This is a genomic window from Cellulomonas algicola (assembly GCF_019024305.1).
In the GTDB taxonomy this organism is placed as follows: domain Bacteria; phylum Actinomycetota; class Actinomycetes; order Actinomycetales; family Cellulomonadaceae; genus Cellulomonas; species Cellulomonas algicola.
In genome coordinates this window covers 647,128-659,955 of record NZ_JAHKSJ010000006.1, presented here as the reverse complement: position 1 = coordinate 659,955, position 12,828 = coordinate 647,128, and the positions used below count along the sequence as shown (strand labels likewise).

The following is a 12,828-nucleotide window of genomic DNA, read 5'->3' as shown; positions in this document are numbered from 1 at the left end:
GGCGCGGGCCGCGCCTACGGTGACGGGGCGCGCTGAAGCCGACGGCGCTCCCGCCACCGCGAGGAGGCAGACGTGTCCGAGAGCACCCTCACCGGTCGCCGGGTCCTGGCGATCGTCACGAACTACGGCGTCGAGCAGGACGAGCTCGTCGTCCCCGTCGACCACCTGAGCGACCAGGGCGTCGACGTCACGGTCGCCGCGCAGTCGTCGGACCCCGTGCAGACGCTCGTCGGCGACAAGGACCCGGGCCGCACCGTCACGCCCGACACGACGTTCGCGGACGTCGACGCGGGTGACTACGACCTGCTGCTCGTCCCGGGCGGCACGATCAACGCGGACAACCTGCGGCTCGACGAGCAGGCCGTGGGCCTCGTGCGGGCGTTCGCCGCGTCGGGCCGCCCGATCGCTGCGATCTGCCACGGACCGTGGGCGCTCGTCGAGGCCGGGGTGCTCGGCGGCGTGACGCTCACTTCGTACCCGTCACTGCGCACCGACGTCCGCAACGCGGGCGGCGAGTGGCGCGACGAGGAGGTCGTGACGGACGACGCGGGCGGGTTCGCGCTCGTGACGTCGCGCAACCCCGACGACCTGCCGGCGTTCCTGCCCGCGGTCGACAAGGTGCTGTCGGCGCAGGTCGCGCGCAGCTGACCCACGTCCCGCCGCGCGCGCGGCGTCAGCGCGCGGACCGGCGCGCGAGCAGCGTCGTGACGACCGGGGCGGCGATCGCGACGACGGACGCAGCGGCCGCCGCCCCGGCCACGACCGGGTCCTCGGGCGACCCGGAGGTGCGGCCGACGGCGATCCACGCCAGCCCCCAGGCCATCGCGAACCCGATCGCGACGGCGATCACGGGCCGTGTCCGGGCGAAGACGGCGTACGCGACCGCGAGCGCGGAGGCGAGGGTCAGCACGACGACCGACCACGCGGTCGCGCCGAGGCCGAGCCCGCCGACGTCGAGCACGACGAGCGTCGCCGCGATGTTCGCGAGCGTCGCGACGCTGACCCACCCGAGGTAGAGACCGATCGTGCCGTCGGTGACGACCGCCTGCGCCGCGCTGTCCGGGGGCGTGCGGACCAGGCGCACGAGCAGGACCGCGAGGACCGCGAGGAGCGTCGCGATGACCACGACGGACCCGACGACCCAGCCCTGCTGGACGACGCCGATCCAGGCGGCGTTGAGGACCATCGACGCGAGTACCCACCACCCCGTCGCCCGGAGACGCGGCCGCGCGGCGTTCCGGGGGAGCGCCTGGTAGACGGCGTAGGCGAGCAGCCCGAGGTAGATGACGGACCAGATCCGGAACGCCGGCGTGTCGGGTGCGAGCGGCGTGGCGTCGGCGGACAGCGCGCCGCCCGCCGCGTCCTCGACCTGCTGCCCGCCGAACGCGCCCGACCCGAAGGCCGCGCCGGCCATCGCGAGGAGCGCGCCGACGACGACCACGACCTGCCGGACGCGGTCGGACGACGTGGGTGCGAGCGGTGCGGACCGGGGCACGGTGACGGACGACATGCCCCCACCCTGCCGACGTGCAGCCGGTCCGGCATCCCGGGCCGGTGCGCGGTCGGTGTCGGAGGGCGCCGGACCGGCGCTGCGCGGGCGGTCACCGACCGGTGGGACGTCCTGGGCTGTCGTGCGCTACCAGCGGCGCGGGAGCTCGACCTGGCCGGTGAGGCTGAGGTGGGGTCGGGGGGTCGACTCGAGCTCGGGGATCCCGACGGCCTCGGCCACGGTCGCGTCGAGGGGCAGGACGACGGGGCGGACCTCGACGACCCGGCGCCACGCCCACCACACGAGCAGCCCGAAGAGGATCGACGTGACGCCGAGGAGGAAGAACACGAACGCGGCGGACTTGCGCAGCTCCTCGGAGTCGCTCGTGGCCCGCACGACCATGTCGCCGACGAGCAGTGCCTGGTGCCCGCACACCGCCACGGTGACGAGCCACGCGGTCCGGCGACGCTTCCGGTGCTCCTCGCGGTCGGCGGTCAGGCGCGCGGCGATCGCGGGCGTGCGCACCCAGTGGTGCGCCGCGAGCGGCTTCGACGCCTCGTCCACGGGTCCTCCTCGACGGCGACGCTAGCGAGCAAGGACGGGCGGGTGAACGCTCCCGTCGGAGCGTTCACCCGCCTGCGCGTCAGCTGCGGTCGATCAGGTCCCGCCAGGCCTCGTAGTGCTGCACGGCGATCCCGCGGAACCAGGTCTGGCCGGCCAGGGCGACGGCGACCTCGTGCGCCTCGCGCTCGAGCGCCTGCGCGCCGTCGTCGTAGAACGTGAACTCGGCGCCGCCGGCGACGGCGGGGGTGTCGGTCTCGAGGCCGATCGTGTACGGGATCGCGGCGGCCTCCGCGGCGGCGACGGCAGGGGCGGACTTCGCGAGGATGCCCGTGTCGCCCTCGGCGTGGTCGATGAACGTCACGATGCCGACGCGGTCGACGCGCTCGAGGACGTCGTCGAAGAGCGTCCCGGTGCCGTCGGGGCTCGCGACCGTCGTGAGCCACCAGGGTGCGTCGACGGCGAGGTCGACGCCCGCGGGCATCGCGGCGCGGACGACGTCGAGCATGTGCAGCCACTGCGCGCTCGCGGCCTGCGTGTCCGCCTGCCACGCGGGCAGCGTCCACGGCTCGACGTCGAGCTGCACGTGCGTGACCGGGCGGTCGTGCGTCGCGGCGGTCATCCACTGCACGGCGAGCGCGGGGTTGTCGAGCCAGGGTGCGTCGCCGCCGAGCACGCCCGCGTCGACGCCCGCGGCGTCGAGCGCGACGAGCGTGTCGGTCATCCAGGTGGCGACCGGGCCCTCGTCGGAGGCCCAGGGCGCGGAGACGTGGATCGTCTCCAGCCCGTGCTCCTGCGCGAACGCGACGACGCCGCCGGGTGTGGCGAACGCGTAGCCGGTGCCGCGACCGTCCTGCGCGGGGTCGACGGAGTTGTCCCAGAGCCACATCGCGGTGATCGCGGACACGGACGTCACCTCCTCGACGTCAGCCTGCCCGGTCGTGGTCGTGGGTGCACCGCCGGTGCTGTCGGCGGCGGACGCGACGGCGGGGGCGAGGACGCCGAGGATCGCGGAGGTCGCGACGACGGCGCCGGTGGTCAGGGTGCGGCGGGTGAGGGCTCTCATGGTGGTCCCATCGGTTTCGGGCGCGCGGATGTGCGCGGAAGAAAGGGGTGTCTGACTAGTGTCACTCATCCGGGTGACATGCGGCAGTCCTTGGGCCCTGGTCATGGACGTACGTCCAGTTCACCGCGCCGCCAGATCGCCGGACCGGCGACGCTCAGCCGGCCGCGTCGAGCAGGCGTCGCCCCAGCGCGCGCGTCGTCTCCCGCAGCTCGGGGCAGCCGATCACGCGATAGGGCGCGGGCGTCCGGACGAGCTGCTCGGCGTACCACCAGGGGTTGCTCGTGCTCCCCACCAGACGCGTCGTCCGCTCGTCGACCGCCGTGAGCCGCCCGAGCGCGGGGGACACCCAGCGTGCGACGTCGTCGAGCGGTGCGTCGATCTCGACCTCCGTCGCGTACTCCCACCCCGTCGCGAGGTTCTCCTCGAGCAGCGCGACCGGGTCCAGGTCCGCGGGCGGCGTGAACACCTCGTCCAGCACGGTCGCGGCGCGCACACGGTCGACGCGGTACGCGCGCACCTCGTCGCGGGCCGTCCGGCACAGCAGGTACCAGCGGCTGTGCCGCACGACGACGGACCACGGCTCGACGTCGGCGTCCCACTCGGTGCCGCTGCCCGACCGGTACGTGAGGCGGATCCGTCGGTGCTCGGCGCAGCCCTGCACGAGGACCGCGGTCGTCGTCGGGTCGGGGCGCGCGGCGGACCGGTCGGGCGCGGGGGCGGTGGTCCGGCGCACGACCTCCGCCTGCGCGGCGACGCCCGCCGGCAGCGCGCGCACGAGCTTGCCGAGCGCCGCGCCGACGGGGCCCGCCGGGTCGCCCGCCTCGTGGTGGCCGTCGAGCGCCGCCATGACGAGTGCGAGGGCCTCCGCCGCGCTGAACGTCACGGGCGGGAGGCGGACCCCGCGCCCGAGGCGGTAGCCCCCGTACCGGCCGCGCGTCGACTCGACCGGGATCTCCGCCTCGCGCAGCACGCCGACGTACCGGCGGGCGGCACGCTCGGTCACGCCGAGCTCACCCGCGAGTTCCTCCGCCGTGATGCCGGGGCGGCCCTGGATGAGCTCGAGGGTGCGCAGCGCGCGTGCCGTCGGGCTCGCGTCAGGCATCGGATTCTCCAACCGGAAGCGGAACGTCCGGTATCGACCTTAGCGTCGCCGCCATGACCCAGAACACGCTCGACACCCGGATCACCGAACCCTCCGCGACTGCCGACGAGACCGAGATGCTGCTCTTCTCCCTCGAGCGCGCCCGCGCCCAGTTCGCCTGGAAGGTCGGCGGCCTCGACGCCGACGCCCTGCACCGCCCCTTCCCGCCGTCCGCCATGACCCTCGGTGGCCTCGTCAAGCACCTCGCGCTCGTCGAGGAGATGAAGATGGCCGAGTTCGTCGACGGCGAGCACCTCACCGAGCCGTGGCGGCAGGAGCACTTCCAGGCCGACCCCGAGTGGGACTGGCACTCCGCCGCGTCCGACACCCCGGAGGAGCTCTACGCGCTCTGGCAGCGGGCCGTCGCACGCTCGCGGGCCGGGTGGGCCGCGGCCCTGGCGCGCGGCGGGCTCGACCAGCCGTCGCTGTTCACGACCGAGTCCGGCTGGTCGCCGAACCTGCGGCGCGTGCTCGTCGACCTGATCGACGAGTACTGCCGCCACACCGGCCACGCCGACCTGTTCCGCGAGGCCGTCGACGGGCTCGTCGGGGAGGACCCGCCGCAGGCGTCGTAGCCGTCGTGGCCCGTCGTCGCAGCCGCAGCCGCGATGCGGTCGGCCCGCCCGCGGCGTCCGGGGGGTCCGCCAGGATGGGCGCATGAGCGTCATCGACGAGCAGGGCCGCCCGGAGCCGCCGGTCGCCGCCGACGAGGTCACCACGCTGCTGGGGTTCCTCGACTTCCACCGCGCGACGCTGCGCTGGAAGACCGCCGACCTCGACACCGCCGGCCTGACCGCGCGGCTCGCCCCGACCGACATGACGCTCGGCGGGCTGCTCAAGCACGTCGCGTGGGTCGAGGACGAGTGGTTCGGCGCGCGCCTGCACGACGAGCCCACCGACGAGCCGTGGGAGGTCGCGGACTGGGACGCCGACCGCGACTGGGAGTGGACGTCGGCCGGCGCCGACTCCCCGCAGGAGCTGCGCGCGCTCTGGGAGGGCGCCGTCGAGCGATCGCGCGTGCGCACCGAGCGGGCGCTCGCCGACGGCGGGCTCGACACGCTCGCCCGACGACCGTCGTCCGACGGCACCACGCCGTCGCTGCGCTGGATCCTCGTCCACATGATCGAGGAGTACGCGCGGCACAACGGTCACGCCGACCTGCTGCGCCAGTCCGTCGACGGGCTCGTGGGGGAGTAGCGCGCCGCCCGCGTCCGGCGGTCGGCACTCGCGCGCCGGCCCTCGCCCGGCCGTGCGGGTCCGTGCGACGCCCGACCGTCCGGGTCCGGGCGACGCCGTTCGTGGACGGTGTGCGTCGTGTCGTCGCAGGTCCCGCCGGGCCCTCGGCGCTCCGTCGCACCGACCCGGACCGGGTCCTCCCGCGTGGCGTGCTGCGTCCGGCGGGTCGAACCGGGATGATTCCGCCGTGCCGCTGCTCGCTGCGCCTGTCGTCCTGCCCGGTCGGTGGGGTGTGCGCCCCCAGCCGTCGCTCACCGCCGACGGTCTCCTCCTGCGGCCCTGGGCGCCCGCCGACGTGACGACCGTCCGCGCCGCCTACGACGACCCCGCGATCCGCTGGTGGCACGCCCGGTCGATGTCCGACGACGACGAGGCGCTCGCGTGGATCGACGCGAAGAATGCCGCGTGGCGCGACGAGCGGGCCGTCGAGTGGGCGGTCGTCGTCGCCCCGACGCAGCCCGCGGAGCCCGAGCCGGCGACGGCACCGGCGCGTGTCCCCGCGCCGACCCCCGCCCCGACATCCGCTCCGGTGCTCGCGCTTGCGGGCGTCGGAGCGCACGCCCGACCGTCGTCGCAGCCCGGCGAGCCGTCCGTCGAGACATCCGCCGCGATGACGCCGGGACCCGTGCCGCACGCTGTGCCCTCGCCGGGACCCGTGCCGCACGCTGTGTCCTCGTCGGGACCCGTGCCGCACGCTGTGCCCTCGTCGGGACCCGCGCCGCACGCCGTGCCGACGTCAGGACCCGTGCCGCGCACCGTGCCTCCCCGCCACCTCGCCGCGCCACCCCTGCGTCGGCTCGGCACGGCTCCGACCGGCACCGTCGTCGGTCGCGTCGCGCTCACGCACCTCAACCTCTACGAAGGGTTCGGCGCGCTCGCGTACTGGGTCGTGCCGGCCGCGCGCGGCCACCGCGTCGCCGTGCGGGCGGGTGCCGAGGCGTTGCGCTGGGCGTTCGAGGAGCTCGGCCTGCACCGCGTCGAGGTCGAGCACTCGACGCGCAACGACGCGTCGTGCCGGGTCGCGGAGCTGCTGGGTTGCCGCGCGGAGGGCGTGCGACGCGGGCACGCGCTGCACGCCGACGGCCACCACGACATGCACCTGCACGCCCGCCTCCGCACCGACCACCCCTGACCCGCCCGGCCCGTCGGCTACCTGAGCCGACGCCCCCGACGACAGCGCGACCGACGCCCCGACGACAGCGCGACCGGCGCCCCGCGGTCGCCGCGACGACGCCCCACGTGGCCGCGACGACTCCCCGACGACTCCCCGACGACGCCGCGACGACGCCGCGACGACTCCCCGACGACGCCGCGTCGTTGATACCGACATGCGTGCCGTTCGTCGCCCCGGAACGGCAGCCATGTCGGTATCGCCGTGGCGGGCTGCCCCGTCAGGACGACGTGAGGCGGGTGCGGAGCGCGGCGAGCTGGGCGTGGAGGGCGTCGGGGACGCGGTCGCCGAAGCCCGCGAGAAAGTCGTCCGTGAGGTCCGCCTCGACCGACCACGTCGCGGGGTCGACGTCGAGCAGCGCCGCCAGGTCGTCGTCGGGCAGGTCGAGGCCAGCGAGGTCGAGCGCGTCGGGGGCGGGCAGCAGGCCGACCGGGCTGGGGGTCGCGCCGACGTCTGTCCGCACCCCGCGCGCGCGGTCCACCTGGGCCACGATCCACGCGAGCACGCGGATGTTCTCCCCGAACCCGGGCCACAGGTAGCGGCCCGACGCGTCCTTGCGGAACCAGTTGACCTGGAACATCAGCGGTCGGGTCGCCGGGTCGAGCGAGGCCCCGACGCGCAGCCAGTGCGCCCAGTGGTCGGCCATGTCGTACCCGCAGAACGGCAGCATCGCGAAGGGGTCGCGGCGGAGCTCGCCGACGGTCCCCTCGGCGGCGGCGGTCTGCTCGGAGGAGATCGTCGCGCCGAGGAAGACGCCGTGCTCCCAGTCGTGCGCCTGCACGACGAGCGGCACGTTGGTGGCGCGGCGGCCGCCGAACACGATCGCGTCGAGCGGGACGCCGTCGGGGTCCTCCCACGTGTCGGCGATCGTCGGGCACTGCGCGGCAGCGACGGTGAACCGCGAGTTGGGGTGCGCGGCGGGGCGGCCGGAGTCGGGCGTCCACGGCCGGCCGGTCCAGTCGACCAGCCCTTCGGGCGGCTCGGGCGTCAGGCCCTCCCACCAGACGTCACCGTCGGGCGTGAGCGCGACGTTGGTGAAGATCGTGTCCCGGTCGAGCGTCGCGATCGCGGCGGGGTTGGTCGCGACGGACGTGCCGGGGGCGACGCCGAAGAACCCGGCCTCGGGGTTGATCGCCCGCAGCGTCCCGTCGGGCCCGGGGCGCAGCCACGCGATGTCGTCGCCGAGCGTCTCGACGCGCCAGCCGGGCAGCGTGGGCGTGAGCATCGCGAGGTTCGTCTTGCCGCACGCCGACGGGAACGCGGCGGCCACGTGGTACCGGCGGCCCTGCGGCGAGGTGACGCGGATGAGCAGCATGTGCTCGGCGAGCCAGCCCTCGTCGCGGCCCATGACGGACGCGATGCGCAGCGCGAAGCACTTCTTGCCGAGCAGCGCGTTGCCGCCGTACCCGGAGCCGTACGACCAGATCTCGCGGGTCTCGGGGAAGTGGGCGACGTACTTCGTGTCGTCGCACGGCCAGGGCACGTCGGGACGCTCGGTCCCGTCGGCGGTCCGCAGCGGCATGCCGACCGAGTGCACCGCGGGGACGAACGGCGCACCGCCGTCGATCAGGTCGACGACCGCCCGGCTCACGCGCGTCATCGTGCCCATGCCGACGACGACGTACGGCGAGTCCGTGAGCTGCACCCCGACCTGCGAGATCGGGCCGCCGACGGGACCCATCGAGAACGGGACGACGTACATCGTCCGGCCGCGCATCGACCCGGCGAAGACCCCTGCGAGCTCGGCGCGCATCGCGTCGGGGTCGCGCCAGTTGTTCGTCGGGCCCGCGTCGGCCTCCGAGCGCGAGCAGATGAACGTGCGCGACTCGACGCGCGCGACGTCGGAGGGGTCGGACCGCGCGAGGTAGCTGCCGGGCCGCAGGACGGGGTCGAGCGGCAGGAGCGTGCCGGTCTCGACCATGCGCGCGAGCAGCGCCTCCCGCTCCGCGTCGGACCCGTCGCACCAGACGACCGCGTCGGGCTCGGTGAGGTCGGCGACGTCGGCGACCCACGCCCGCAGGTCGCGCACGGGCGCGTCGGTGCGGGCGGCGGGCGGCAGCGAGGTGACGGTCATCGGGTGCTCCAGACGAGGACGGGGGACGAAGGAACGTCTCCCTTCGATCCTCACGTCAACCACCCGGGGTCTGCCGACCGCAGCGGCCGTCAAGTATCGACGTTCTTGACATATCGTGAAGGGATGAGCAACGTCCCCGCCGCGGACGCCCTGACGCTCGGACGCCGCCTGCGGCACGCCCGGACCGCGCGCGGCATGACCCTCGACCAGCTCGGCAAGGCCGTCGGCGTGACCCCGAGCCTGCTGTCGCTGGTCGAGAACGGCCGCCGCGAACCCCGCCTCGCCCTCCTGCGCGACCTCGCCGACGCGCTCGGTGTGACCGTGCCGGACCTGCTCGACGACGAGCCGCCCACGCGCCGCGCCGCCCTGGAGATCGCGCTCGACCGCGCCCAGCAGACCCCCGAGTTCGCGCAGCTCGGCCTCCCGACGGTCCGCCCCAACCGCAGCCTGCCGACGCCCGTCCTCGAGCAGCTCGTCGGCCTGCACACCGAGCTCACCCGCCGCGCGACCGAGGCCGTCGCGACCCCCGAGGAGGCCCGCCGCGTCAACACGCAGCTGCGCCTCGAACGGCAGGCCCGCGACAACTACCTGCCCGACCTGGAGGCGCTCGCGGAGGACATGGCCCGCCGCGCCGGGTACACGTCGGGCGCCCTCACGCACCGCACGGTGTCGCGCATGGCCGAGCAGCTCGGCCTGACGATCCGGCACGTCGACGACCTCCCGCACTCGACCCGCACCGTCACCGACCTCGCGAACGGCCGCATCTACCTGCCGCCCGCGTCGACCCCCGGCGGGCACGGCCTGCGCTCGCTGGCGCTCCAGGCGATCGCGCACCGCGTCCTCGGCCACGAGCGCCCCACGTCGTACGAGGCGTTCCTGCGCCAACGCCTCGAGATCACCTACTTCGCCTCGTGCTGCCTCATGCCGCAGTCCGCAGCCGTCGGCTTCCTCGAGGAGCGCAAGCGCGCCAAGGACCTCGCGATCGAGGACTTCCGCGACGCGTTCGGCGTGACGCACGAGGCCGCCGCGCAGCGGTTCACGAGCCTCGCGACGCACCACCTCGGCATCCGCCTGCACTTCCTGCGCGTCGCCGAGGACGGCGCGATCTTCCGCGCCTACGCCAACGACGGACTCGTCCTGCCGACCGACGTCACCGGCGCGATCGAGGGTCAGATGGTGTGCCGCCGCTGGGGTGTGCGCCGCGCCCTCGCCCGTCGCGACCAGGCCACCGAGTCCTACCAGCTCACCGACACCCCCGCCGGGACGTTCTGGTGCTCGACGCAGACCGGCTGGGCGACCACCGGCAAGGTCGCGCTCGCCGTCGGCGTCCCCTTCGCGTCGGCGACGTGGTTCCGCGGCCGCGACACGACCGTCCGGCACCGCTCGACCTGCCCCGACGAGGCCTGCTGCCGCCGCCCGCCCGCCGACGCCACCGCCCGCTGGGCGGACGCCTCGTGGCCCAGCGCGCGCATCCACCAGCAGGTGTTCTCGGCGCTCCCGACAGGCGCCTTTCCGGGCGTCGACGCGACCGAGGTCTACGCGTTCCTCGACCGCCACGCCCAGCAGGACCCGGACGCCGGCTGACGCCGTCCACACGCCGGCGCACCGCATCGCACCCCCGACGACCCCGTCGTGGAGCCCGCCCCGGCGCGGTTCGCGGGCCCCGTGACGGGTCGCGTGCTCAGTTCCTCTCGTGCCGCGCGGCCGAGCAGATGCGTCGCTCCGGATCAGGCGCAGACCGCGGTCGTGTCGTTCACGGTGAACGGCTCACGCCCGGCCTTCCTGGTCTGCGACGGGACGGGTGTGTCCGGGGGTGCGGACGTCGCGCCTCCCGTCGGCGCACCACCCGCCGGCGAGCCGCCCGCCCCACCGGTCCCGTCCTCGCCGCCCGCCCCGCCGGAGCCGTCCGTGCCCGGCGGGGGAGCGGCCGCCTCCGTGAGCGGCCGGTCGGCCAGGACGTTCGCCCACAGGGTGTCCGCCGCGGCGGTCCAGTCGACCTTGTTCTTCTTCTCCGTGCTCGCGACGAACGGCACCGTCAGGAACGTGATGTTCTCCGCGCGGACGGACCGGAGGCTGAAGGCCAGGCCGATCATCGAGTCCTTGAGCGCGGGGTCGACGGTCAGCGACTGCGTCGCCGCGCCGAGGAAGCCGACGAGCTCGGGCACGTCGGTGAGCACGTTCTTCGCGAACACCTCGTCGACCATGGCCGCGACGAGGCGCTGCTGGTTGCCGATGCGGTTCGTGTCGGACCCGTCGCCCAGCCCCTTGCCCTTGCGGGCGCGCGCGAAGTTGAGCGCGGTGGGCCCGTCGAGGTGGTGCTGACCGGCGGCGAGCGTGAGGTCGACGTAGTCGGCGTCGATGTCGGCGGGCACGCAGATCGACACCCCGCCGATCGCGTCGACCATGCCCTGGAACCCGCTGAAGTCCACGATCACGGTGTGCTCGGCGAGGATCCCGGTGTTCTCGTAGACGGTCATGATCGTGCAGGCCGCGGCCGACTCGAGGTCGTGGCCGTGGTCCCAGCCGAGCGCGAACGCGTCGTTGAAGTTGCCGCGCCGCGGCTCGATCGCGCCACCGCCGGTGAGGTTGCACGCGGGGATGTCGACGCGCGAGTCGCGCGGGATCGAGACGACGTCGACGCGCTGGCGGTCGGCGGACACGTGCACGAGCAGCGTCGTGTCGGACCGCTGCCCCTCGACGTACCCGCCGATCGCGCCGTTCTCGCCGCTGCGGTCGTCCGACCCGATCACCAGCAGGTTCACCGCGCGCCCGGCGTTCGGGTCGTCGGGGTCGGGCGGCTCGGTGTCGGTGGGCAGCGGCACGTCGACGAGGCCGCTCGTGTCGACCGTCTCGACGTTGCCGCGCAGCCGGACGTAGAGCGACGCAGCGGCGGTCCCCGCGAACGCCACCACGGCGACGGCGGTCACGGCCGTCACGCGCAACCAGGGCCGGCTGCGCAGGCGTCGGGCGTGCCGGGCGGCACGTGGGTGGGGGGCGGCGGTGTGGCGCGTCGTGGGCACGGTCCGACCGTAGGAAGCCGGGCAGCGGCGCGGACGCGGTCGCGGGGCGGTGCGGTGGAGGGTCTGTGCAGATCAGCGCACAGATCGGGTCCTGCGCCCGGTTCGTCCGGGACGGTGCGCGCGGACCGCGGTCAGGCGTGGCTCGGGTGCTCGTGGCGGCGGTGCGACGCGGTCTCGACCTGGAACGTCGAGTGCTCGACGGACAGGTCGAAGTGCCGCGCGACGCACTCCTGGAGCTCGTCGAGGATGCGGCCCGCGTGCCCGTCGGAGAAGCACCCGTCGTCGACCACGACGTGCGCGCTGATGACGGGAAGCCCCGTGGCGATGAGCGACGCGTGCAGGTCGTGCACCTCGCGGACGTGCTCGACGCGCAGCAGGTGCGCGCGCACCTCGTCCAGGTCGAGGCCCGGCGGGGTCGACTCGAGGAGCACGCTCGTCGTCTCGCGCAGCAGGCGCATCGCGCGGGGCAGGATGAGCGCGCCGATGACGAGCGCCGCGACCGCGTCGGCGCGGAGCCACCCGGTCGTCGCGATGACGACGGCGGCGATCACCACCGCGAGGGACCCGAGGGCGTCGTTCGCGACCTCGAGGAACGCGGCCCGCAGGTTGAGGTTGTCCGATCGGCTCGACGCGAGCACGCCGAGTGCGACGAGGTTGCCGGCGAGTCCGATCAGGCCGAAGACGACGAGCGTGGTCGACGGGATCTCGGGCGGGTCGGCGAGCCGCTGCACGGCCTCGACCAGCACGTACACGCCGACGACGAGCAGCACGGCCGACTGCGCGAGCGCCGCGAGGACCTCCGCACGCCGGTAGCCCCACGTGCGGGTCGGCGACGGCGGTCGCAGCGACAGGTGCGCGGCGACCAGCGCGAGCGCGAGGCCGCCCGTGTCGGTCAGCACGTGCGCGGTGTCGACGAGCAGCGCGAGGCTCCCCGTGACCGCTGCCCCGACCGCCTGCGCCAGCAGGATCGCGACCGAGATGCCGAACGCGACCGCCAGTCGCCCGCGGTGGTCCGCGGTGCCGTGCGCGTGGTCGTGCCCCATGCCCCTCCGTCCGGTCGTCGACACCGT

Annotated in this window: 12 protein-coding genes; 5 read left to right on the top strand and 7 right to left on the bottom strand. The window is 74.8% G+C overall.

The genetic code is table 11. The annotated features are described in order from the left end of the window. Window positions 1-72: 72 nt before the first annotated feature. Entirely contained in the window at window positions 73-648 is a 576-nt protein-coding gene (locus KOV94_RS07125) for a type 1 glutamine amidotransferase domain-containing protein (RefSeq protein WP_124344433.1), read from the top strand. A 25-nt stretch (window positions 649-673) separates the two neighbouring features. Here the strand turns inward: KOV94_RS07125 and KOV94_RS07120 are convergent, their stop codons facing one another. From KOV94_RS07120 to KOV94_RS07105, 4 genes are all read right to left on the bottom strand, one after another. Further along, window positions 674-1,510, bottom strand: a complete 837-nt coding sequence (locus KOV94_RS07120; protein ID WP_124344432.1) for a TspO-related membrane protein — start codon at window positions 1,508-1,510, stop codon at window positions 674-676. A gap of 126 nt (window positions 1,511-1,636) precedes the next feature. Next, on the bottom strand, window positions 1,637-2,053 hold the full coding sequence (locus KOV94_RS07115) for a hypothetical protein (RefSeq protein WP_124344431.1): 417 nt from the start codon (window positions 2,051-2,053) through the stop codon (window positions 1,637-1,639). Between the two features lie 79 nt (window positions 2,054-2,132). Beyond that, complete coding sequence (locus KOV94_RS07110; protein ID WP_218051613.1) at window positions 2,133-3,116, bottom strand: hypothetical protein; 984 nt, start codon at window positions 3,114-3,116, stop codon at window positions 2,133-2,135. Window positions 3,117-3,270: 154 nt separating this feature from the next. After that, on the bottom strand, window positions 3,271-4,218 hold the full coding sequence (locus KOV94_RS07105; RefSeq protein WP_218051612.1) for a helix-turn-helix transcriptional regulator: 948 nt from the start codon (window positions 4,216-4,218) through the stop codon (window positions 3,271-3,273). 53 nt (window positions 4,219-4,271) lie between these two features. On the opposite strand from KOV94_RS07105, the gene KOV94_RS07100 reads away from it, so the two are divergent. From KOV94_RS07100 to KOV94_RS20645, 3 genes are all read left to right on the top strand, one after another. Then, window positions 4,272-4,832, top strand: a complete 561-nt coding sequence (locus KOV94_RS07100; RefSeq protein WP_218051611.1) for a mycothiol transferase — start codon at window positions 4,272-4,274, stop codon at window positions 4,830-4,832. An 82-nt stretch (window positions 4,833-4,914) separates the two neighbouring features. Continuing rightward, complete coding sequence (locus KOV94_RS07095) at window positions 4,915-5,454, top strand: DinB family protein (RefSeq protein WP_124344006.1); 540 nt, start codon at window positions 4,915-4,917, stop codon at window positions 5,452-5,454. Between the two features lie 226 nt (window positions 5,455-5,680). Further along, entirely contained in the window at window positions 5,681-6,625 is a 945-nt protein-coding gene (locus KOV94_RS20645; protein WP_308160414.1) for a GNAT family N-acetyltransferase, read from the top strand. Window positions 6,626-6,884: 259 nt separating this feature from the next. On the opposite strand, the gene KOV94_RS07085 is transcribed toward KOV94_RS20645, so the two are convergent. Next, window positions 6,885-8,738 carry a phosphoenolpyruvate carboxykinase (GTP) gene (locus KOV94_RS07085; RefSeq protein WP_218051610.1) on the bottom strand — a complete coding sequence of 618 codons (1,854 nt, stop codon included), beginning with the start codon at window positions 8,736-8,738 and terminating at the stop codon, window positions 6,885-6,887. Between the two features lie 123 nt (window positions 8,739-8,861). Here KOV94_RS07085 and KOV94_RS07080 point away from each other — a divergent pair, with 123 nt between their 5' ends. Beyond that, the gene (locus KOV94_RS07080) at window positions 8,862-10,322 is read left to right on the top strand and encodes a helix-turn-helix domain-containing protein (protein ID WP_218051609.1); all 1,461 of its coding nucleotides are present in this window, start codon (window positions 8,862-8,864) and stop codon (window positions 10,320-10,322) included. A 143-nt stretch (window positions 10,323-10,465) separates the two neighbouring features. Here the strand turns inward: KOV94_RS07080 and KOV94_RS07075 are convergent, their stop codons facing one another. Together KOV94_RS07075 and KOV94_RS07070 are read right to left on the bottom strand one after the other, a co-directional pair. Beyond that, entirely contained in the window at window positions 10,466-11,758 is a 1,293-nt protein-coding gene (locus KOV94_RS07075; protein ID WP_308160413.1) for an LCP family protein, read from the bottom strand. Between the two features lie 131 nt (window positions 11,759-11,889). Next, a complete protein-coding gene (locus tag KOV94_RS07070; protein ID WP_218051608.1) occupies window positions 11,890-12,801 on the bottom strand; it encodes a cation diffusion facilitator family transporter in 912 nt (303 codons plus the stop codon). Between the last annotated feature and the right edge of the window lie 27 nt (window positions 12,802-12,828).